At 71.9% G+C, this 22,197-nt stretch carries 15 protein-coding genes; 11 read left to right on the top strand and 4 right to left on the bottom strand.

Translation table 11 applies throughout. The annotated features are described in order from the left end of the window. Positions 1 to 49: 49 nt before the first annotated feature. Together AB0I91_RS31015 and AB0I91_RS31010 are read right to left on the bottom strand one after the other, a co-directional pair. Positions 50 to 5,503, bottom strand: a complete 5,454-nt coding sequence (locus AB0I91_RS31015) for an ATP-binding protein (RefSeq protein ID WP_499640136.1) — start codon at positions 5,501 to 5,503, stop codon at positions 50 to 52. Positions 5,504 to 5,901: 398 nt separating this feature from the next. Next, positions 5,902 to 6,558: a GNAT family N-acetyltransferase gene (locus AB0I91_RS31010; RefSeq protein ID WP_499618016.1), complete on the bottom strand. Its 657-nt coding sequence runs from the start codon at positions 6,556 to 6,558 to the stop codon at positions 5,902 to 5,904. 123 nt (positions 6,559 to 6,681) lie between these two features. Here AB0I91_RS31010 and AB0I91_RS31005 point away from each other — a divergent pair, with 123 nt between their 5' ends. The 6 genes from AB0I91_RS31005 (at position 6,682) to AB0I91_RS30980 (ending at position 11,094) form a co-directional block, all read left to right on the top strand. Continuing rightward, positions 6,682 to 7,209 carry a hypothetical protein gene (locus AB0I91_RS31005; RefSeq protein ID WP_498786203.1) on the top strand — a complete coding sequence of 176 codons (528 nt, stop codon included), beginning with the start codon at positions 6,682 to 6,684 and terminating at the stop codon, positions 7,207 to 7,209. Positions 7,210 to 7,241: 32 nt separating this feature from the next. Then, positions 7,242 to 8,084: a DUF3592 domain-containing protein gene (locus tag AB0I91_RS31000; protein WP_499640134.1), complete on the top strand. Its 843-nt coding sequence runs from the start codon at positions 7,242 to 7,244 to the stop codon at positions 8,082 to 8,084. Positions 8,085 to 8,129: 45 nt separating this feature from the next. Next, on the top strand, positions 8,130 to 8,618 hold the full coding sequence (locus AB0I91_RS30995; protein WP_499618013.1) for an NUDIX domain-containing protein: 489 nt from the start codon (positions 8,130 to 8,132) through the stop codon (positions 8,616 to 8,618). A gap of 49 nt (positions 8,619 to 8,667) precedes the next feature. After that, positions 8,668 to 8,985, top strand: a complete 318-nt coding sequence (locus AB0I91_RS30990) for a hypothetical protein (RefSeq protein WP_499618012.1) — start codon at positions 8,668 to 8,670, stop codon at positions 8,983 to 8,985. Positions 8,986 to 9,077: 92 nt separating this feature from the next. Next, on the top strand, positions 9,078 to 9,947 hold the full coding sequence (locus AB0I91_RS30985; protein ID WP_499618011.1) for an AraC family transcriptional regulator: 870 nt from the start codon (positions 9,078 to 9,080) through the stop codon (positions 9,945 to 9,947). A gap of 112 nt (positions 9,948 to 10,059) precedes the next feature. Continuing rightward, positions 10,060 to 11,094, top strand: a complete 1,035-nt coding sequence (locus AB0I91_RS30980; protein ID WP_499640132.1) for a LacI family DNA-binding transcriptional regulator — start codon at positions 10,060 to 10,062, stop codon at positions 11,092 to 11,094. A 195-nt stretch (positions 11,095 to 11,289) separates the two neighbouring features. On the opposite strand, the gene AB0I91_RS30975 is transcribed toward AB0I91_RS30980, so the two are convergent. Continuing rightward, positions 11,290 to 12,585, bottom strand: a complete 1,296-nt coding sequence (locus AB0I91_RS30975) for an RICIN domain-containing protein (protein ID WP_499640130.1) — start codon at positions 12,583 to 12,585, stop codon at positions 11,290 to 11,292. A gap of 791 nt (positions 12,586 to 13,376) precedes the next feature. Here AB0I91_RS30975 and AB0I91_RS30970 point away from each other — a divergent pair. The 5 genes from AB0I91_RS30970 to AB0I91_RS30950 all read left to right on the top strand — a co-directional run bounded on the left by AB0I91_RS30970 (position 13,377) and on the right by AB0I91_RS30950 (position 21,312). Beyond that, the gene (locus AB0I91_RS30970; RefSeq protein WP_499640129.1) at positions 13,377 to 14,825 is read left to right on the top strand and encodes an RICIN domain-containing protein; all 1,449 of its coding nucleotides are present in this window, start codon (positions 13,377 to 13,379) and stop codon (positions 14,823 to 14,825) included. A 128-nt stretch (positions 14,826 to 14,953) separates the two neighbouring features. Then, entirely contained in the window at positions 14,954 to 16,000 is a 1,047-nt protein-coding gene (locus AB0I91_RS30965; RefSeq protein WP_499640127.1) for a rhamnogalacturonan acetylesterase, read from the top strand. Positions 16,001 to 16,047: 47 nt separating this feature from the next. Then, entirely contained in the window at positions 16,048 to 16,893 is an 846-nt protein-coding gene (locus AB0I91_RS30960) for an SGNH/GDSL hydrolase family protein (protein WP_499640125.1), read from the top strand. 292 nt (positions 16,894 to 17,185) lie between these two features. Continuing rightward, positions 17,186 to 19,375 (top strand): CBM35 domain-containing protein, encoded by a 2,190-nt coding sequence (locus AB0I91_RS30955; protein WP_499640123.1) that lies wholly within the window; start codon positions 17,186 to 17,188, stop codon positions 19,373 to 19,375. Next, complete coding sequence (locus AB0I91_RS30950; protein WP_498786181.1) at positions 19,372 to 21,312, top strand: glycosyl hydrolase 53 family protein; 1,941 nt, start codon at positions 19,372 to 19,374, stop codon at positions 21,310 to 21,312. The genes AB0I91_RS30955 and AB0I91_RS30950 overlap by 4 nt, the downstream gene beginning before the upstream one ends. Here AB0I91_RS30950 and AB0I91_RS30945 read toward each other — a convergent pair. Then, positions 21,309 to 22,163 carry a helix-turn-helix transcriptional regulator gene (locus AB0I91_RS30945; RefSeq protein ID WP_499640121.1) on the bottom strand — a complete coding sequence of 285 codons (855 nt, stop codon included), beginning with the start codon at positions 22,161 to 22,163 and terminating at the stop codon, positions 21,309 to 21,311. The two genes, AB0I91_RS30950 and AB0I91_RS30945, sit on opposite strands and share 4 nt — an antisense overlap. Positions 22,164 to 22,197 lie beyond the last annotated feature (34 nt).

Below are 22,197 nucleotides of genomic sequence, written 5' to 3'. Positions count from 1 at the left end.
CGCGACGGGGGGACGGCGCCGCAACGCCGTCCCCCCGTCGTCGAACCCGCTACGCCCGCCGGGACTCCAGGGCCTGGATGATCCGGGGCCGGAGCTCGACGGCCGGGATCACGGCGTCGACCGAGCCGACCTCGACCGCGCGGCCGATGCTGTGGATCCGGTCGAACTCGCGCGCGATCTCGCTCTGCTTCTCGGCGCGGACCGCGGAGCGCACCTCGTCCAGCTCGGCCGTCAGCGCGGCCCGGTCGGCGCCGGTCGCCGCCGCGCTCCTGGCCTCCAGGTCGCGGACCCGGGAGTCGGCCGCGGTGCGGGCCGCGACCTCCCGCGTGAAGACCACCGCGGCCGCGGGCGCGCCACCGAGCACGGAGGCGAACGAGCCCTCCACGGCGAGCACGGTCATGTTCGGGTTCAGCGCCTTGGAGAACACCACGAACGCGCCACCGTGGTACCGGGAGATCACGCAGAACACGATCGGACCCCGGAAGTTCACCACGGCCCGGCCGATCTCCGCCCCGTACTCCAGCTGGAGCGCGCGCATCGACTCGGGCGAGCCGTCGAACCCGGACAGGTTCGCCAGCACCACGACCGGCCGGTTGCCGCTGGCCGCGTTGATCGCCCGCGCCACCTTCTTCGACGACTTCGGGAACAACGTGCCCGCGGTGTAGGTGTCCGGCCCGTCGGTGGGCGGGAAGCCGCGCCGCTCCACCGGACGTGACTCGATGCCCACCAGGGAGACCGGGATGCCGCCCAGGTGCACGTCCTGCACGACCGCCGTCCCGGCGTCGGCCATGCCCGCCCAGCGCTCCAGCACCGGGCGGTCCTGGTCGGCCAGCGCGCGCATCACGACCCGGATGTCGAACGGCTTCTTGCGGTCCGGGTTGTCCTGCGCGGAGAAGATCTGCCCGACCGCGGTGAAGTCGCTGCCCGCCGCCTGGTGCGGGTAGCCGGTGACGTCGCGGTCGTGCGGGTCGGTCGTCGCCACCCGGCGCGGCCCGTCCTCACCGGGTGCGACGTAGGTGTGCTCGTAGTACGCCATCAGCAGGTCCCGGGCCGACGGCAGGTCCGGCGCCCAGTACTGCGCCTGCCCGTTGGGGCCCATGACCCGGTCGTAGCCGCCGATGCCGAAGTTGTCCTCGGCGGACACGCCGCCGGAGTAGTCCAGCGACTGCTTGCCGGTGAGCACCATGGCCGAGTCGGGCGTCATGATCAGGACGCCCTTGGTGTGCATGAGCATCGTGGCCTCGGCGTTCCAGTACGGCTGGGCGCCGACGTTGATGCCCGCGACCACCACGTTGATCTCGCCGCCGCCCTGGGTGAACTCGACGATCCGCTTGAGCGCGGCGGCCACCCAGTCCATGTTCTCGGTGCCGGACTCCATGGAGATCCGGGCGCCGGCGGACAGCGCGTACCACTCGACCGGCAGCTGGAGCCGTTCGGCCAGGTCGAGCGCGGCGATCACGCGGCGGCACTCCGGTTCGGACAGCGCGCCGAGGGAGTCGGTCGGGTCGCCGAGCAGCACGACGCGCTTGACGCCCTCCGGGTGCCGCGCGGTCGGCGTGCTGACCACGCCCGCGACCATGGCCGCGGTGTTGCGGCCCTTCGGGCGGTCCACGGGCACCAGCGCCTGGGTCTCGTCCAGGTCGTACTCGGTGAACTCGCCGATCATGCCGGTGATCTCGTACGGGTACGCCGTGTTGCGGCTGCTCGCCCGCAGCACCTTCTGCCGGTAGCCGTCCAGCGGCAGGATCGGCGCGTCGGACGGCTCGCCGAAGGAGAGCGTCGGGGTTCCGGTGGTGTCGAAGGAGATCCGCAGCGCGACCCGCACCAGCTCACCGGACTCGTGCCGCTGCCGGAGGATGAACTCGATCTCCTCCAGGCCCGCGCCCGCCGTGGTGGGCAGGATCCGCTTCGCCAGCATCTCCAGCTCCTCGCGGGTGATGTCGCTGGCGGGCCAGACGTAGACCACGATGCGGTTGGTGTTGAACCGCGCCGACGACGACCGCAGCGACTGGGCGCGCCGGATCGAGTCCAGGCAGGTGGCCAGCGTGTTCTCCGCGGTCGGCAGCGCCGCGAGGCGGCCGTCGTGGTCGCGCAGGGCCACCAGGTCCCGGATCTGGCTGAAGGCCACGATCCGCTCGTCGGCGCGGTTGTCCCGGGCGACGCAGTGGAACAGGTAGACGTCCTCGTCGGAGGACGGCTGCCGGGTGAGGTCGAACTCGCGCAGCCGCTCCAGCTGCATCCGCTGGGCGATGTAGGGGTGCAGCCCCCGGATCAGCCGGTCCTCCGCCATCCCGGGACCGGCCGGGCGGAACGTCACGTGCTGGTGCCCGACCGAGCCGCCGCGGCCCGCGACGGTGAGCGTGAGCCTGCGGACCTGCTCGGGCAGCGGGTGCGCGCCGACCACGGCCGCCAGCGCGGCGGCCAGTTCGGCGGCGTCCTCCGGCTGGTCGCGCCACGCGAGGTAGACGTCGGCCTCCAGCGTGCCCGTGCCGGCCGCCAGGGTGCCGAGGCTGCGCAGCGCCTCGCCGAGGTCGTCGTGGCTGGTCGCGGTGGACACCACGGTGAAGTCGGTGCGCTCGGCGGTCACGAAGGTGCGCTCGCCGATCGTGCTGGTGCGGATGTCGACCAGGCGGTTGTTGCCGTAGTACCGCCGGGTCAGCACTTCCAGCATCAGCGCGTTGTCGAGGGGGCTGCGCTCCAGGTACTGGCTGAACAGCCGCACGAGCGGTTCGGTGGTCCGCACCATGCGGGCGACCCGCTCGTCGCGGTCGGGCGCGTCCGGTTGCTCGGTCAGGTACCGCACGTGCTTGCGGACTTCGGCGTAGGTGCGGGCCCGGTTGCGGCGCAGCAGCGGCTGGCCGAGCCAGGCGAACACGACGCCGCGCGCGAGGTCGGAGACCGCGGGGAACCGCACCTGGGTGGCCGAGACCAGGTGCTCCAGGGCGAGCCCGACCGTGTCGCGCAGCGCGTCGTCCGGCGGCGCCTCGTTCAGCCAGGACCGCAGGATCGCCGCGACGACCCCCGCGTCGGCGGTGGCCCGTTGCAGGGCGAGGAAGATCCGGAAGACGGCGGCTTCCAGCTCCGGGGTGCGGTCCAGGCTGGTCACGCCGTAGTGGGCGAGCGCCGTGGCGAGCTTGCGCTGGAAGCGCTCCGGCAGGCCCGAGCGGTCCACGTCCAGGCTCTGCAGGTAGGTGTGGAAGAACTCGCGGGCGCTGTGCACGTGGCCACCGCCGCCGGTGTCCTCGCCCGCGGGGCGGTTGCGGCTCAGCTCGGCCAGGTCGGCGAACGCCGTGAGCAGGGCGACCTCCCCGGCCAGCGGACGCCGGCCCGCCGCGGTGGCCTCCTGCCGCGCGTCGAGGTAGTCCCGCAGCACCCTGGCGTCGTCGTGCGGGTCCACGTCGAAGCCGAGCAGCTGCCCGCGCAGCTCCTGCAGGCCGCGCTCGACGCGGTCGGCGGGGGAGGCGTCCGGAAGCGGGGCGAGGTCGAGCTCGACCGGCTGGTCGGCGGCGGTGTCGGCGACGTCGTTCTCGGCGAGGGGTTCCAGCCGCAGCAGCGGCGCGCCGCTGGCCACCTGGCTGTTGACCGCCACCGCGCACTCCTTGACGCGTGCGGCGAACGGCGCGCGCAGCACCGTCTCCATCTTCATGCTCTCCAGCACGAGCACCGGCGCCCCGGCCTCCACCTCGTCGCCGACCCCGACCGGGGTGGCCACGACGAGCGCGGGCGCGGGGGAGCGCAGCACGCCGCCCTCGTCCCGGCTGACCCGGTGGGCGACGCCGTCCACCTCGACCAGGACCACCGGGCCCGTGGTGCCGATGAGCAGGCGGTGGCGGGTCCCGTTGACCCGGATCTGCCCGGAGTGCGGGTCGAACCGGTCCAGCTCGACGTCGGCGGCGCCGACCTGGCCGCCGGCCTCGATGCCGACCCGGAACCGCTGCGCGCCGACCCGGGTCACCCGGACCCGGTAGGTGACACCGCGCAGCTTGAAGTCGAGGCTGCGGCCGTGCTCGTGCCGCACCTGCGGCCGGCCGCCGAACGCGGTGGACAGCAGTCGCTGCTGCTCGGCGCCTTCTTCTTCCTCGTAGGCCTGGATCGCGGCGGTGGCGACGGCCACGGCGGCGTGGCGGTGCGCGACGAGCCTGCCCTCGCCGCGGACCCGGTCGATCCAGCCGGTGTCCGCGCTGCCGTCCAGGACCTCGGGCTGATCCAGCAGGTCCAGGACGAAGCTCTTGTTGGTCGCGCCGCCGTCGATGACCACGGTGGTGTTGCCCATGGCGCGGCGCAGCCTGCCCAGCGCCTCGGTGCGGTCGCGCCCGTGGGCGATGATCTTGGCGATCATGGAGTCGAAGTCCGCCGGGATGGTGTCGCCCTCGCGGACCCCGGTGTCCACCCGGATGCCGGGGCCCGAGGGCAGGGAGAGCCGGGCGATGCGCCCCGGTGACGGCGCGAAGTCCCGGTCGGGGTCCTCGGCGTTGAGCCGGGCCTCGACGGCGTGTCCGCGCTCGACCGGCGCCGCGCCCTCCAGCCGGTTGCCCGCGGCCACCCACAGCTGGGCCTTGACCAGGTCGAACCCGGTGGTGGACTCGGTGATGGGGTGCTCGACCTGCAGGCGGGTGTTGACCTCCAGGAAGGCGAACGTCCGCTCGCCGGGGTGGTAGAGGAACTCCACGGTGGCCGCGCCCCGGTAGCCGACCGCGTTGGCCAGCCGCTCGGCGGAGGCCTTGAGGTCGGCGGCCTGGTCGGCGCCGAGCACCGGGGACGCCGACTCCTCGATGATCTTCTGGTTGCGCCGCTGGACGGAGCAGTCGCGCACGCCCAGCGCCCACGCCGTGCCCTGACCGTCCGCGATGACCTGAACCTCGACGTGGCGGGCGCCGGTGACCAGGCGTTCGAGGAACACGACGCCGCTGCCGAACGCCCGCGCGGCCTCCTGGCTGGTGCGCTCGTAGGCGTCAGTCAGGTCGGCCTCGTTGGTGACGACGCGGATGCCGCGACCGCCGCCGCCCGCGGTGGCCTTCAGCATCAGCGGGTAGCCGATCCGGGCCGCGGCGGCCAGGGCCGCGTCCAGCGACTCCACCGGACCCCGGCTCCACGGCGCGACCGGCACGCCGACTTCCTCGGCGAGCAGCTTGGCGCCGATCTTGTCGCCGAGCCTGCGCATGGCCTCGGCGCTCGGGCCGACGAACGCGACCCCGATCTCGTCGCACAGGGAGGCGAACGCCGGGTCCTCGGCGACGAAGCCCCAGCCCGGCCAGGCCGCGTCGGCGCCGGTCTCCACCAGCGCCTTCTTGAGCACCTTCAGGTCGAGGTAGGGACGGGTGGACGCCGGCCCGAGGTCGTAGGCGACGTCCGCCTCGTGGACGAACGCGGCGCCGCGGTCCACGTCGGTGTGCAGGGCGATCGTCTCGATCGCGGCACCTGTCTCCTCGGCCAACTCCCGGGCCGCGTGGATGAGCCGCATCGCGGCTTCTCCTCGGTTGACGATCGCGATACGGCGGAACATCCGACCGGTCATTCCCTTCTGTACGTGCCCTCGAGCCTGTGGTGCCGATCCGGGCCGCGTCCGTGCTCTTCCCCGGGCCGACCCGCGCTGTGCCGCGGCCAGCCTGGGAAGACTACGGCCACCAGGCCGCTCGTACCCCCACGGGAAGGGCACTCTCGTCGCCACGAACGCCCTCACCTGCACTTTTGTCACGACCGAGGTGCGGCTTCGCGCCCCGTGCCACCGCGAGAACCACACCCGACGAACATTCGCGTTTCGTGATCCCCGTTCGGTGAGCGGTGTTCACCTGATCGAGGACGGCGGGCTGTCCGGGGCCGAATCGGAGTTGGCCGCCTCGACGGACGATGTGTGCGATATCGCTCGGGCTCGTCGAATGGAATTCGGCGGGCCGGTGACGATCAGCGCTCGAAGTCGACCCGCATGACGACCCGGCGCAGCGTCGGGTGGCTGACCTGCGTGAACCCGGCCTCTTCGAATACCTGGCGCGCGCCGACGCGCATCTCGCCCCAGATCACGTCCCGGCCGGGCTCGGTGATCATCGCGTAGGCCTCCAGGGCACGGGCGCCGCGACCGCGGGCGAAGTCGACCGCCGCGCGGGCCAGCAGGTAGGTCAGACCGCGGCCCCGGAAGCCCTTGCGGACCACGAAGCAGGTCACCGCCCACGTCGTGCCGTCGTCCTTGTCCTCTTCACGTCCCTTCCACGGGATGCGGGACGTGCGCAGCTTCGGGTACGCCGTGCGCGGCTCCACCGCGACCCAACCCGCCGCCACCCCGTCGACGTAGGCCACCAGACCGCTCGTGACCTGCGCGTCCGGGGTGTCGCACGCGGTCTGCTCGCGCAACATCGCGGTGCGCTCCTCCTGGGTGGTGTCGCGCCAGAACCAGCCGACGACCTTCAACCGCTGGCACCGGCACTGCCCCGGCTCGGAGGTCCCGAACACGTCCCGCAGGTCGTCCCACGACGCCTCGTTGGCGGGCACGACGTGGACCTGCCCCTCGGTGATCGGGCCCGTCGTCCCGGCCCCCGGCACGCGCAGCGAGGTGTCGTCGGTCATGCGGGCAGGCTAACCACGGTTCCGGACGTTCTGCTTCCGCAACCGGCGAACCTGGGACCGGTAGGGCGCCTGGTCCGCCGCACGCTGTGATCACCACGTCAGCGGCTCGGAAGGCAGGACACCGTGTTCAAGAAGCTTCGGGACAAGATCGACAACGCCACGCGGCAGGCGACGGCGCGCGGCGAGCAGGACTTCCAGCGGCACGCGGCGCAGTTCCAGCGGGAGGCCGCCGCGGAGGGGCACGACATCCGCCCGCAGCTGCCGACGCTCGGCATGGTGTCGCACGCGTTCGGCACGATGACCGACGACCCGGCGATGGCCGCGTTCCTCGCGCTGCCCGGCGAGGAGCAGTTGCGCCAGCAGCGCGAGGTCAACGAGTACGGCCGCAACCTGCGCAGGCTCCACGAGTCCGGCGAACCGGCCACCGCCGTGGTCCGCACGCTCGAACCGACCGGGAGGGCGGTCGCCGGCCAGCTCCAGTACACCTCCGCGCTCGACGTGACCCGCGCGGACGGCACGACCTACCGGACCACGATCACGCACCTGGTGCCGACCATGGCGTTCTCGCAGTACACCCCGGGCACCAGGCACGAGGCGCGGATCGACCCCGCCGACCCGGCCAACGTCGGGGTGTTCGGGCTCGTCGACTGAACCGCCCGCGGGGACACGGACGAGGAGGTCTCATGTTCCCCTACGGGAGGTTCTGGTGGGCCGGTCTGGGCCTGCCGGAGGACCCGAGGCGGGACCGCGAGGCACGACGCAAGGTGTGGCTGCTCAGCGCGCCGACCTCGCTGAGCTGGGCGGTGGTCGGGTGGTCCGGCGCGCTCGGCCTCCTCGACGGCTTCCGGCTGATGGCCCTCGACCGGGTCGACGCCTGGGGGCGGGGCCCGTCGACGATCTCGCTGATCGTGGTCTTCGGCGTCTTCGTCACGATCGCGTCCACGCTCGGGTTCGCCATGAGCTGGGCCGACTGGGGCGCCTCCTGGTGGTCCGGCACGGGGTCCGGCGTCGGCCGGTTCGCCACGTTCCTCGGCCTGGCGATCGGCACGGCCCTCGCGGCGTCGTCCTGGACGGTCCCCGAGGCGGTCGGCGGCCGTCCGGCGGCCGACGGACGGCCGGGGGAAGCGTGGATGCTCGTGGACTGGGTCGTCTACTACGCGCCGTACCTCCTGCCCGGCGTGTTCGCCGAGCTCACGGTGGTGACCGGCGCACTGCTCGTGCACGCGGCGCGGAAGACGGCGAGGCAGGACGCCTCACCCGACCTAGAACACACGGGGTGGCGGGTCACGGGGCGGATCGACCACGTCGAGTTCACCCACGACTGGGGGATGGGGAGCCCGCGGTTCGCGGTCCGCGTCACCTACCAGGGCACGTCCGGCCCGCGCACCGCCGTGGCCACCATGATCACCTCGGTGTTCGCCGCGCCGGTGGTCGGCGCCGCGGTCGACGTGTTCTACGACCCGGCCGACGACGAGTCGATCGTCGTCCGAGCACGGCACGACCAGTCGGCGCGGTTCCCGTACTGAACGCGCCGTGATCACGGGCCCGCGAAGGCTCGATAGGGTCACCGGGTGCCCACGGTGAACCTGCGCCACTCGGTTCGCGCGGTCGTCCTGGACGAGGACGACCGCGTCCTGCTCTGCCGCCACGCCGTGCCCGGCCCGGCCGGCACGACGGTGGTGTGGGCCGCTCCCGGCGGTGGCGTCGAACCCGGCGAGACCCGGCTCGCTGCCCTGCGCCGCGAACTGCGCGAGGAGGTCGGGCTCACCGCCTTCGACGCCGAACCGCTGCCGGCGTGGCGTCAGGAAGCCGTCGGGCCGGACTACGCGCCGGGCCACGACGGCGTGGTGAACGACTACTTCCTCGTCCGCACCCGGTCGTTCACGCCGCGCGGCGCGCTGTCCGACGGCGAGCTGGCGGCCGAGCACCTCACCGGCCTGCGCTGGTGGTCGTTGCCGGAGGTCGTCGGCTACCGCGGTCCCGACCTGTTCTCCCCGCGCGACCTCGCCACACCGCTGGCGGCGCTGATCGCGGACACGCCCGCGGCGTCCGGGCCCTGAGCCCCGGCACTCCACGTGCGTGGCCGGAGGCATGCGCCAAGATGTCCGGATGAGCGCACTCACCTTCGGTCACGACGACGACACGTTGATCATCGTCGACGGTCAGGTCCTGGAGGTCTTCCAGCGTCGCACCGAAGGCTCCCTCCGGGTTCCGCTCGCGTGGCTCGGCGTCTGGCTCGAAGCCGACAAGCCCGGCCGGACGCGGATCGTGATCGGCGCCCGGACCACTCCCGGAGGGCCGGTCTACTCCGAGCAACCGCAGGAGCTGTACCCGTTCCGGAGGCTGCCGGTGAGCGCGGAGGACGTGACGCGGTACCGGGCGTTCTTCGTCGACGTCGCCGCTCTCGCGGGCCGGCCCTCCGCGTGACGCGCCGGACGACGGGCTGATCGGATCGGTTCGCCGCGGTCGGGCGCGGTCGGGGTGGCCGAGGGCAGGGTTGACGTCGAAGGGAGGCCATCGTGATCTCGGCACTCAACCGGCTCGTCGACCTGGTCGAGGAGCACCTCGGCGAGGAGCTCGACGTCGACGGGTTGGCCAGGCGGCTCGGCACGACCGGGTACCACCTGCGCCGGATGTTCTCGTCGTTGGCGGGCATGCCGCTCTCGGAGTACGTGCGGCGGCGGCGCATGACCGTCGCCGCCGCCGACGTCGTCCGCGGCGAGGGCGACCTGCTCGACATCGCCGTCCGGCACGGCTACGGGTCGAGCGAGGCGTTCGGCCGCGCGTTCCGGGCGGTCCACGGAGCCAACCCCGGCGACGTCCGCCGCGGCGGAGGCCCCCTTCGCGCACAACCGCAGCTCAGGTTCCGCCTGACCGTCGAAGGGAGCACCCCCATGGACACCCGCATCGTCGACCGCCCCGCGTTCCGGCTCGTCGGGCACGCGACCCGCGTCCCGCTCATCCACCACGGCGTCAACCCGCACATCCAGGAGCACATCACCGCGCTGCCGGCGGAGGAGCACGTGCGGCTCAAAGCCCTCGGCGACACCGAGCCCCAGGGCCTGCTCCAGGTCTGCGACGACGTCGACCCCGACGGCGCCGAGGGCAGCGAGCTGACCTACCTGCACGGGGTCGCCGTCACCCGGGACACCCCGGCGCCCGACGACCTCGACGGCATCGACGTGCCGGCGGGCAGGTGGGCGGTCTTCCGGACGGCCGGGGCCTACCCCCAGGCCTTGCAGACGACGTGGGCCGCGACCGCGACGGAGTGGTTCCCCTCCAACCCGTGGCGCCTGCGGCCTGGACCCTCGATCGTCACCGTCCTGGACCGCGCGGACGACTTCAGCACCGCCACCTGCGAGCTGTGGCTGCCCGTCGAACCGGGCTGAACGGCACCTACCGTCCACAGTGGAGGGCCGGTCGGCGAGCGGGCGTTCGCCGACCGGCCCTCCGGCGCGGGGTCGATTGCGACCGTCGTCACGATGGGTGGATCATGTGGGCGTGGGAGCAGGCGGGCGGGCGTCCAGGGGTGGCGGGCGGCGGATCAGCATCGTGGACGTGGCCGCGGCGGCGGGCGTGTCCCGGCAGACCGTGTCGAACGTCCTCAACGGGCACGACTCGTACTACTCGCAGGTCACGTTCGAGCGCGTGACCGAGGCGATGCGGTCGCTCGGCTACCAGCCCAACCGGGCCGCGCAGACGTTGCGGTCGCGGCGGACGATGCAGCTCGGCTACCACATCTTCGGCGAGCAGCTGGAGACCATGCAGGGCTTCACCCTGCACTTCCTGCAAGCGCTGGTGAAGGCCGCCGCCGACGTCGACCACCAGGTGCTGGTGTTCACCCACCGCCGGGACGACCCGCTCGGCGTGTTCAAGGACCTGGTCGCCCGGCGCGCGGTCGACGCGATGATCCTGTCGGAGTCCCGGGTCGACGACGAGCGGGCCAGGTTCCTGGCGGACAGCGGCATGCCGTTCGCCTGCTTCGGCCGCCTCGCGCCCGACCTGCCGCAGCGGTGGGTCGACGTGGACAACGTCGCCGGCGTGCGGCCGATCGTGGACCTCCTGGTGGCCGAGGGGCACGAGCGGCTGGCCTACCTGGGGCTCGCCGGCGACGAGTACTGGAAGGCCGAACGGCTGGAGGGCTTCACCGCCGGGGTGGCCGGGCACGGCCTGCGCGTGCCGAAGGCGTCGGTCTACCTGGGCACGGACGCGGGGATCCGCGCCCGGGCCCGCAGGTTGTTGACCGGGAAGAACCCGCCGAGCGCCATCGTGACCGGCAGCGACTCCGTCGGCGCGGTGGTGGTGAACGTGGCGCACTCGCTCGGGTTGCGGGTCGGCTCGGACGTCGCGGTCACCGGGTTCGACGGCGGCGCGGTCGGCTTGGCGACCGAACCGACCCTGACCAGCGCCCGCATCCCGGTCGAGCGGATCTCGCGCGAGCTGGTCGCCCGCTGCCTGCGCCAGGTCGAGGGAGGTCCGGACGACGACGCGGGCCTCCTCGTGCCGACCGAGGTCGTGCGCGGCGGCAGCGCCTGAGGAGCACGCCCGCGTCACGGCCTTGGCCCTCGGTCCGCAACGTCCACTCCGGACTGCGCCTCGACGGCCAACGTCGCCGTGCTGATCCTATGGACCTGCCACGGTGGCGCGAACCGGCGTAGGACGACGGCCTGACCACCAGCCTGGCCGCCCCGCTGCCGCAGCCGGGTCGTCGCTGCGGCAGCGGGTCCCGCGTCAGGCGCGGCGGCGGGCGAAGCGCTGGTTGGGACCCCCGCTGTAGGCGTATTGGGAGATGCGGGCGCCGTCGGCGGTGGAGTGTTCCCAGACGTCCATGGCCAGCCCGGACCGCCGGTTGACGAGGCTGATCACGTCACCGCCGTGGTCGACGACCCGCCAGTGCTGGTCGGTGGCGCCGGTGTCGGGCTGCTGGGTGACGTCGGAGCCGCTGCCGGCGGCCTGGAGGTACAGGCCGCTGTGGCGGGCCCTGATCCGGACGTGGCCGTCGGCGAGGTCGACGAACTCGAACTGCTGGTTGGGGCGGCCGTTGGTGGTCCACTGGACGAGCCGCGCGCCGGCGGCGGTGGAGGCCTCGTTGACGTCGGCGGCCTTGCCGCTGTGCTGGGCGGTGAGGGTGTAGGCGACCGGGCCGCCGGGCGTGTCGCCGAGTTGGGCTTCCCAGCGGGTGTCGGATCCGGAGGCATCGGCCGGGAGGCGGTCGCGGGCGGCGGTGTCGCCGTACATGGTCCAGCGGGCCCAGTCGACGACGGTCCTGGGGAAGCGCTGGTCGCTCCAGAAGCTGGTGTGGCTGCCGCCGACGAAGGTGAGGAACGCCTTGGGCCAGGTCAGCTCCGCGTACGCCTGCCGGGCCGAGGAGTACTGCGTGGTCGAGTCGCGGTCGCCGTGGACGAACAGGACCTTGGCGTTGACGGAGCCGGCGGGGTTGCCCATGTCCACGCAGGACTGCGGGTTGGCGGAGACGATGCGGCTGTCGGGCCAGGAGGTGAGCAGGCCGTGGGTGGTCATGCCGCCCAGCGAGTGGCCGGAGACCCCGACGCCGATGCCGGTGTCGATGTGCCCGGCGAGTGGTCCGCTGGTGTTGAGGGCGAGGGTGTTGGTGAGGATCTGCGAGACGTCCTTGGAGGTGTTGCCGTTGTTGACGTCGGCGAAGTTGTGGTTGAAGTGCGGGGCGGGGACGATGAACCCCGCCGAGGCCAGGGCCCGGATGATGAACAGGGAGTTCTGCGGGCTGCTGCTGTAGCCGTGGGTGAAGTTGTAGACCGGGAACACGCCGTTGGCGACGGGGGCGTCGGTGACCGGGGCGCCGCCGACGGTGCCGGTGGCGGCGGGGTAGTAGACGTAGGTGGTGCACGGGCGGCTGCCGCGGGTCCAGTTGTACCGGCGCACGCCCAGGGGATACGTGGTGGAGGGCGCGGGATCCGCGAACGCCTGCCCGACGCCGAGCAGGGACAGGCCGACGCCGACCGCTCCGGCCGCGCTCGCGCCGAGGAACGTCCGTCGTTGCATGGTCATGGCTGACTCCTTGGTGCAGATGGCACCTGACACGAGGACCGATGGGAGGTGCTGCGAGGGGAAGGCGGCAGGCGGCTGTGAACGTGCACAGTAGCGAGCCGTGTCACATATGTAAACACGTCAAGTGTGTTGGTATTGCTGGACATCAGCCTCCGAAAGTACTGTGCACGTTCCCAGTCGATCCGCCGTCCGGTGGAGCGCCACCGAGGCGAACGGCGGCTTCTCGTCGAACGTTCGACGAGAACTGCGACACGGGAGTGCCCGATCGGGCGTGGACCGATCAACGTCGGTCGGTCCGTCCTCCGTCCACAATGTCCCGGGTGGCGCAACCCGGGGCGGCGCAGGCGGTTCGTGACGTCTCGCGGTCGAGGTGGTCGCCGTTGCTGGACCGTTCGGGCGATGCCCGGACCGCGAGCGAAACTTTTTCGCCCGGGCTGTTGACACCGGGGTGGCGGCATTCGTAGCGTCGCGGTCGGACCGGTGTGCGACCACGACCTGGATAGCGCTTTCCACGGCGCGGCGTCCGGGTTGTCGGGCTATCTGTGCATACCGGTTCGTCGAGTGCTGACCTGTTTGTCCACTAGTGCGGATGGCGGACGTGCCGGAAAAGGCAATACGCCACTCCGTCGAATATTCGACGGTCCGCTCCCATACGAGATGCGGCCATTGACGGCGGTGGGAAATCGGCGCGACTATCGCACCGGAAATGTCCTCTCATCCCGGCGGCTCCGCCGCTGTGCCAACTCCAGGTGAAAGGCACGTACATGACATTGTCGTCATGCGGTGCGGTCGTGCGGTCCGTGCTGGTGGCCGCGGTCGCGGCGGTCGCGCTCGCACCGGTCGCGCCGTCGGCCCAGGCCGCCACCGTCGACACCGCGGCCACGTACGTGGTCGTCGCCCGCCACAGCGGCAAGGCGATGCAGGTCCAGTCCACGACGGACGGTGGCGCCGTGGTGCAGGCGACCAGGACCGACTCGTCCGCGCAGCAGTTCCAGTTCGTCGACTCCGGCGGCGGGTACTACCGGCTCAAGTCGCGCCACAGCGGCAAGGTGGTGGACATCGCCTCCGCGTCGACGGCCAACGGCGCCGAGGTGGTGCAGTGGACCGACCGCGACGCCGCCAACCAGCAGTTCGGCCTCGTGGACACCGACGGCGGCCACGTCCGGTTCGTCAACCGCAACAGCGGCAAGGCGCTGGACGTGTGGGAGCGCTCGACCGCCGACGGCGCGCGCGTCTCGCAGTACGACATCAACTCCGGCGCCAACCAGCAGTGGCAGCTCGTCCGCCTGGGCGGCGGCACGCCGGGTGGCACGGGCGCGCCGACCGACCCGAACGTCAAGTACTTCGGCCGGTGGAACACCGCCGACCCCACCGCGTACGTCTCGGAGTGGGCGGGCGCCTACGTGACCGTCGGGTTCACCGGGCGGACGGTGCAGCTCAAGCAGCGCAACGCGATCGACTTCTACGTCAGCATCGACGGCGGTCCGGACGTCTCCTACGTCAACCGCAGCGGCACGGTGAACCTCACGCCCACGCCGCTGGCGGCGGGCAACCACACGCTGCGGGTGTCCTACCGGCCGATCGCCGGCTCCTACCGGGGTGACGCGGTCTACCGGGGCATCCAGCTGGACGCGGGCGCGACGACGTTCGCCCCGCCCGTCCCCGCGAAGCTGATCGAGTTCGTCGGCGACTCCATCACCGTGGGCCAGCAGTCGTCCAAGCAGGCGCTGACCGCCTACGGCTGGCTGGTCGGCGAGCGCCTCGGCGCGGGCCACACCCAGATCGCGGTGGGCGGTGCGTGCCTGGTGTCGGCGGCCGACGGGTGCATCGGCATGAGCGACCGGTTCCTGCGCACCGGGCTGCAGGCCGACGCGTCGAACTGGGACTTCTCCCGGTACCGCGCCGACGCCGTGGTGATCAACCTGGGCACCAACGACGTCGGCCACAACGTCACCAAGGAGCAGTTCCAGAGCGCCTACGTGACCCTGATCCAGCGGGCGCGGCAGAAGTACCCGAACGCCACGGTCCTGGCGCTGCAGACCTTCCGGAAGCGCTTCATCCCCGAGACGCAGGCCGCCGTCGGCATCGTCAACGACCCGAAGGTGCGGTTCGTGGACACCACGGGCTGGATCGTGGAGGCCACCGACACCACGGACAACGTGCACCCGAACGACCAGGGCCACCGCAAGATCGCCGACCGGCTCGCGCCGATCCTGTCCTCCGCCCTCTCGACCGGCTGAGCCGCGCCCCGGTCACCCCTGCCCGCTCCACGTCCGGGACCGCCTCCTGTCCCGGACGTGGAGCGGCCTCCGGCGCGCCCGCGCCCCACCCGCTCACCCGCGGTCGAACCGCAGCAAGGAGCACACCCATGCCCACCTTCACGACCGTCCTCCGCGCGGCGCTGGCCGTGACGCTCGCGTCGGGCGCGCTCACCGCCCTCGGCGCCGCGCCCGCGGGCGCCGCGCCGGCCAACTGCACCGGCACCGGACCGATCACCTGCCGCTACGACGTCGCGCCAGGGCACTACGACGTGACCGTGCGGCTGGGCAGTTCCTCCCGTGCGGCGAACACCGGCATCACCGCCGAGGCCCGCCGGCGGGTGCTCGCCGCCGTCGACACCGGCGTGGGCCAGTTCACCGACCGGGTCCTCACCGTCAACGTGCGCAATCCCGAAGGGCAGCCGACCGGTCAGGGTGGCACCGGCACGCCGGGGTTGACCCTGGTGTTCGACGGTCGCGCCCCCGCGGTCGAGGCCATCGCGGTCAAGCAGGTGAGGCCGCCGGCGTTGTTCCTGGTCGGCGACTCGACCGTGTGCGACCAGCCCGTCGCCCCCTACGCCGGCTGGGGCCAGGCGCTGCCCGCGCGCCTGCGCGAAGGCCTGTCGGTGGCGAACTACGCCGACTCCGGTGAGAGTTCGGGTTCGGTGCTGTCCAACCCGGCGCTGTTCCCCGCGGTGCGGTCGCAGACCCGGGCGGGCGACACGGTCGTGATCCAGGTCGGCCACAACGACAAGCAGACCTCGGCCACCGCGTTCCGCGACAACCTCACCCGCATGGTCCGCGACGTGCGCGCGGCGGGCGGCGCGCCCGTGCTGGTGACGCCGCCGGTCCGCAGGCTGTTCGACTCGTCCGGTCGGCTCACCGGCACCGCGCGCCACGTCAACGGGGTCGGCGTGAACCTGCCCAATGAGATGAAGACGGTCGCCCGCGCGCAAGGAGCGCCGCTGATCGACCTCACCTCGCTCTCCGCCACCCTGGTCGAACAACTCGGCGTCACCGCGTCCCAGAACCTCTTCCTGACCCGGGAAAAGGGCGACAACACCCATTTCTCGGAATTCGGCGCGGCCACCATGTCGAACCTGGTGCTGAACGAGGCCGTCCGGCTCGGCGTGATCCGCTCGACGCAGGTCCGCTGACGTCCCGAATTCCGTCGCAACGACATGGAGGATCAATGAGGATCTCGATGAGGAACAGGTGTCTCGCGGTCACGGCGGCGGTGTGCGCGGCGATGGCGGTCGTGGTCGCGCCGGCCCAGGCCGCGCCCGCTCCCGCCCCCTGCGCCGCGCCACAAGCCGCCGGCCCCGGGACCGCCGCCGCGCCGTTCAAGGTGTGGCTGGCCGGCGACTCGACCATGGCCAACGGCAGCAGCACGTGCCCGGTCGGCTGGGGCCGCGAGTTCGACCGGCTGTTCAACGACGACGTCACCGTCGTCAACAACGCCGTCGGCGGCCGGAGCATCCAGACCTGGCTGTACGAGTCGAACGTCAAGAGCACCATGGACTCCGCCGGCGAGTGCGTGGTCAGCCCGCGCACCTACGCCTCGCGCTGGGCCAACATGCTCTCGACCACCGGCATGCAGGCCGGCGACTGGCTGATCATCCAGTTCGGCATCAACGACGGCGACCGCAACTGCCCGCGCCACGTGGGCACCACCCGTTACCGCGAGCTGATGGCCACCATGGGTCGCGAAGCCAAGGCGCGCGGCGTGAAACCGATCTACGTCACGCCCGTCTCGGCGATCCGCTGCTCCGGTTCGACCGCCGTGGCCACCCGCGGGTTCGTGAACGAGACCATCGCCCAGGGCCAGGCCGACCAGGTGCCGGTCATCGACCTGCACAAGCGCAGCATCGCGCTGTACAACACGCTGGGCCTGTGCCCCAACAACGGCGACTACAGCCAGGGCGCGGTCGGAGCCTTCTTCTGCAACGACCACACCCACTTCGAGGCCGCCGGAGCCGCCCGCATCGCGGAGACGGTCGCCAGGGCACTGCGCGAACAGGGCATCGGCCTCGCGTCCTCCCTGCGCTAGCCGGGAGCGCCTCCAGCTGCGACACCTGCCTGACCTCGTGAAAACGTTTACTCAACGTGACCCCGAGGTCAGGCAGGTCTGTATGGCGGCAACTTCGGTCACCAGCGGCACTTCCGTCCTGAGGCGTTGTTGACAGCGGCGGGCGATCCTCTAAGCTGAGGCCAAAGGTGTAAACGTTTTCACGCTCGGTCGGCATCGACTGTGCACGTTCACAGTCCCCTCTGGCTCGTGACAGGGATCCGAGAGCTTCCTCGGCGCGTGACGCCACAAGGCATCCACGGAGGCACCCAAGATGACCCGAACACCACGCACTTCCTTGAAGCGGCGGGCGATGCTCGTCGCGGCACTGCTGTCCGTCTCCGCAGTGCTGCCGCAGGCGGTGGCGGCGGCGCAGGCCGCGCCCGTCGTCGACACCGCGGCGGCCGACCCCCACGGTCTCAAGACGACGGTCACCGACTACCGGACCCGTGTCCCGGCCAAGTACACCACCGACTCCTGGAAGCCCTTCGCCAAGGCGCTGACCACGGCGGAGGAGGTCGCGAAGAACCCCTCGGCGAGCGGGACGGAAGCCGCCTCGGCGAAGACGGCCCTGGTCGCCGCCGCGGGCGGCCTGGAGGCCGCGGACGAGGGCACGTTCCAGACCATCACGAACAACACGTTCTGGAACGACACGAGCGGCAACCCCATCTACTCGCAGGGCGGCGGGGTCTTCAAGTTCGGCGACACCTACTACTGGTACGGCGTGCACTACCTCGGCGCCGAGAGCTACCGGGCCAACCCGACGCGCAAGTACGACAACGAGGTCTCGTTCGTGTCGATCCCGGTGTACTCGTCCAGGGACCTCGTGAACTGGAAGTTCGAGAACCGGGTCGCCACGCGCTCCACCCCGATCAACAACGGCGCCACGCTCGGCCAGGCCGGGTGGGTCGGAAGGCTCGGCGTCTCCTATAACGAGAACACCGGCAAATACGTGCTCGCCACCCAGGTGTACGTCGGCGGCGGGCACGGGGTGCTGCTCCTGCAAGGCGACACCCCTACCGGCAACTTCACCTACGGCTACTTCCAGACCCAGATCGTCAACTCGCCGACCACCGGCACCGGTGACCAGACCGTGTTCACCGACGACGACGGCAAGGACTACCTGATCTTCTCCAACCGCGAAGGACGTTCCCGCGGCTTCGTGGCCAAGTTCCGGGAGTCCGACTCGCTGCGGATCGAGCCGGCCGTGGAGATCCGCCGCGGCGACGGCCGCGAGGGCAACGCCATGTTCAAGCTCGACGGCAAGTACTACCACGCCGCCTCGGCCCTGCACGGCTGGAACACCTCGGTCAACTACGTCAACGAGTCGACCAGCGGCACTGTCCAGGGTTCCTACTCGAGTGAGTTCGTCCTCCCCGGTACCGAGCTGGACTACAGCCACGTGACCCAGACCGGGTTCTTCGTCACCGTGAAGGGCAGCAAGCAGAACACGGTGATCTACGCGGGCGACCGCTGGGCCGACTTCGCCTGGAACGGCATCGGCTACAACCAGTGGGTGCCGATCACCAAGCCCGGCGCACGGCCCCAGTTCCACTCGGTGAGCCAGTGGCAGTTCAACGTCACGACGGGGGAGTGGCGAGTGGGACCGGACAACAACTTCGTCCTCAACCCCGACTTCCAGGCCGACCGCGTCACCGTCTCCACGCTGACCGGCTGGACCAACTTCCGCGAATCCGGACCGACCTCGTTCGTGACCAACGTGGCGGGCGCGAACGGGTCCCGCTTCGCGCTGCAGATCGGCGCGGGGCAGTCGTACGCCGGTGGTGTGCGGCAGCGGATCACCGTGCCGGCCGGCAACTACGAGATGTCCTTGTACGCCAAGACCTCCGGCTCGCTCAGCGCAGCGCAGCTGACCGTCACCGACGCCGCCGGCGCCTCGCGCACGCTCAACATCCCGGCCTCCAGCGGCTTCACCCGCCGTGAACTCGCGAACATCCCGCTGTCCGCGGGCGCCGCCACCGTCACCATCCGGGCCGCCAGTGGCAACGGCTACCTCGCCGTCGACCAGCTGGCGCTCGTCAGGGCTGATGGGACGACACCGGTAGGCCGGCGCTACGAGGCGGAGACCGCGCCGGCCGTGTGCCAGGGCACGATCGACTCGAACCAGGCCGGCTTTTCGGGCACCGGGTTCTGCAACGGCTACGCCGCGGTGGGTGCCTACGTCCAGTTCACCGTCGACGCCGTGCAGGCAGGTCCGGCGGCGCTGGCGATCCGGTTCGCCAACGGTCACAGCACCGGCGCGCCCCGCCCGGCGAACCTGGTGGTGAACGGGTCCACGATCGGCACGGTGTCGTTCGAGTCCACCGGTTCCTGGACGACCTGGTCCACCAAGTCCCTCACCGCCTCGCTGAACGCGGGCAGCAACACCATCCGGCTGGAGCCGACCACCGCGGACGGCCTGGCCGACATCGACCGCCTCGACGTGGGAGTCCCGACCGCATGAGCAAGGATCCGAGAACCAAGCGCCCGGCCCGCGTCCTCGCCGGTCTGACGACCCTGTCCACCCTGGTGGCCGCGGGGCTGGTCGCGGGTGCCGCGCCGGCCGGTGCGATCTTCGGAACCGCGGACATCAAGCCGATCGAGAGCGACATCGCCGCCAAGCCGTGGTCCTCTGCGACGGCGGGCAGCGGCTCGTCGACCGCCGGACTGGCCATCGACGGCGACCCGACGACGGCCTGGCGCCCCGACCGCGGCGGCGCCCGGCAGTGGCTCACCGTCGACCTCGGTGGCGCCTACGACAACCTGCGCAAGGTCAAGGTGGTGTTCCCCGGGCGCGGCGCGGCCCACCGGTACGTCGTCGAGGCCTCATCGGACGGTCGCCGGTGGCAGGCGATCGCCGACCGGTCCCGAAACCGGGCCGTGTCGCGCGGCGAGGTGCACCTGTTCACCCGGCCGGGGACGCGGTTCGTCCGGCTCACGTTCACCGGTGCGCCCGGCCGCGCCGACGCCGGTGTCAGCGAGCTCCAGGTCCTCAACTACCTGCGTGACGACCTCGTCCTCGGCGCGGACCTGTCCTGGGTGGACGACCACCAGTCCCGGGAGTACTGGGTCGACCCCCTGGCCGCTGACCGGGGCGCCGGGCCGCACCAGTTGGACGTCGTCAAGGACCGCGGCATGCGGCACGCCCGGCTGCGGGTGTGGAACGAGCCGCGCAGCGAGAGCACCGGGCAGCCGACCGCGGTGCCGCGCCAGGGCCCGGAGCGCACGCTGACCTCGGCGCGGTGGATCAAGCAGCGCGGCCTGGGCCTCGGCATCGACTACCACTACGCGGACTCGTGGGCCGACCCGGCCAAGCAGCCGAAACCACGCGCCTGGGCCGGGTTGGAGTTCGCAGACCTCAACCGGGCGGTGTACGACTTCACCGCCGATCACCTGCGCCGGCTGATCCGGCAGGGCACCACACCGGACAAGGTCGCGGTCGGCAACGAGGTCATCAACGGGTTCATGTACGGCAGCGAGGCGGCGCTCATCGGCACGACGGATCCGAAGTACTTCGTCGACCAGGCCGACCTCTACCAGTCCCAGCCCGGCGGCGGCCTGCTCTGGCGGTACTGGGGCTCGACCGACCCGGCCGAGCAGAAGCTCTACGACGAGGCGTGGGACCGGTTCACGACCCTGGCGGCCTCCGGGATCAAGGCGGTCCGCGACGCGTCGCCGAAGTCCGAGGTCGAGATCCACGTGATCGTCGGCAAGGACCGCCTCGCCAAGACCATGGAGTTCTGGCACCAGTTCCTCACCCGGGTGAAGGCCAAGGGCCAAGACCCCGATGTGCTGGCCATCTCGTACTACTCGGAGTGGCACGGCACGCCCGAGGCGCTGGACGTCAACCTGCACACCATGGCCACGACGCACCCCGGCTACAAGATCGACATCGCCGAGACCGCGTACCCCGCCTCGGGCGGTGACGGCTCGCCGATGCCCAACTCGCCGTTCCCCCGCACGATCCAGGGGCAGGCTGACGCCATCCAACGGGTGTTCCAGGCTGCCAACGACGTGGTCGACAACAAGGGCGCCGGGGTGCTGGTGTGGGAGCCGGCCGGCTTCCAGGCGATGTTCCGGGCCGTGCCCGGACTGCCGAACACGTGGGAGCCGCACGCGTCCATCGACGTCTTCAACGCCAGTCGCGCCGAGCACGTCCTCCAGGACACCGTCCACACCGCCACGACCGTCGGCGCCGCACCGAAGCTGCCCGCCTCCGTCCGCGTGCTCACCACCGCCACCGACAAGATCACCAGCACCCCCGTCCGCTGGCAACCGTTGCCGCCGGGCGCCACCGACGAACCGGGGGAGGTGACCGTCACCGGCACGACCGCCCACGGACCGGTCACGGCGGTCGTCGACGTCCTGCCACGACGCGGCGACCACGTGCCGGGCTCCTAACCGGCGGCCCCGTGGAAGCTCCCGGCTCCCAGCACGTCCAGCAGGGCCAACGCCTCCGCGTCACGCGATCCCGCCGGCGCGCTGTAGAGCACGAGGTGCTGGTCGCGGTCGGCGAGGGTGAGCGAGTCGCAGTCGACGGTGATCTCACCGACGACCGGGTGGCGGAAGGTCTTGGTGAGCACCGGCGCCGCCTGCACGTCGTGCCGCTCCCAGAGCCGGGCGAACTCCGGGGCGGCGTCGCGGAGCTCGGCGACGAGACCGGTCACGGCGGGGTCGGCCGGGTACCGGGCGAGGGTGGCCCGCAGCTCCATGACGACGTGCTGCCGGAACTCCGCGACGTCGGAGATCCCGTACAGCGTCGACCCGCCGTGGGCCGGGGCCGGGAACGCCCGGCGCGCCAGGTTGCGGTCCTGCGGCGCGAGGCGGGCGAAGTCCTCCATGAGGGCGGCCGCGAGGTCGTTCCACGCGAGCACTTCGAACGTCGCGGACACCACGAAGGCGGCGGTCCGCGGCAGCCGTTCCAGGAGCGCGAGGATGCTCGGGCGGACGTCGCGCCGGTGCCGCCCGGTCCGGCTCGGCGCGGTGCCTGCGAGGACGTGGAGGTGGTCGGACTCGGCGTCGGTGAGCCGCAGCGCGCCCGCGATCCCGGCGAGGACCTCGCCCGACGGGCGCGGCGCACGGCCCTGCTCCAGCCGGACGTAGTACTCGGTGGAGATGTGCGCGAGGACGGCGACCTCCTCGCGGCGCAGCCCCGGTGTCCGGCGGCGCGGGCCCGAGGGGAGGCCGACGTCGTGCGGCTGGAGCCGCTCGCGACGGCTGCGGAGGAACGCCCCGAGTTCCTGCTTGTCCATACCCCGAGTCTGCCCGCGGCGCGGCGACGGATCC

Origin of the sequence: Actinosynnema sp. NPDC049800, from assembly GCF_040656635.1 — a bacterium.
GTDB lineage: Bacteria > Actinomycetota > Actinomycetes > Mycobacteriales > Pseudonocardiaceae > Actinosynnema.
The sequence above is the reverse complement of the archived record's forward strand: the minus strand, read 5'-3'. Positions and strand labels throughout refer to the sequence as shown.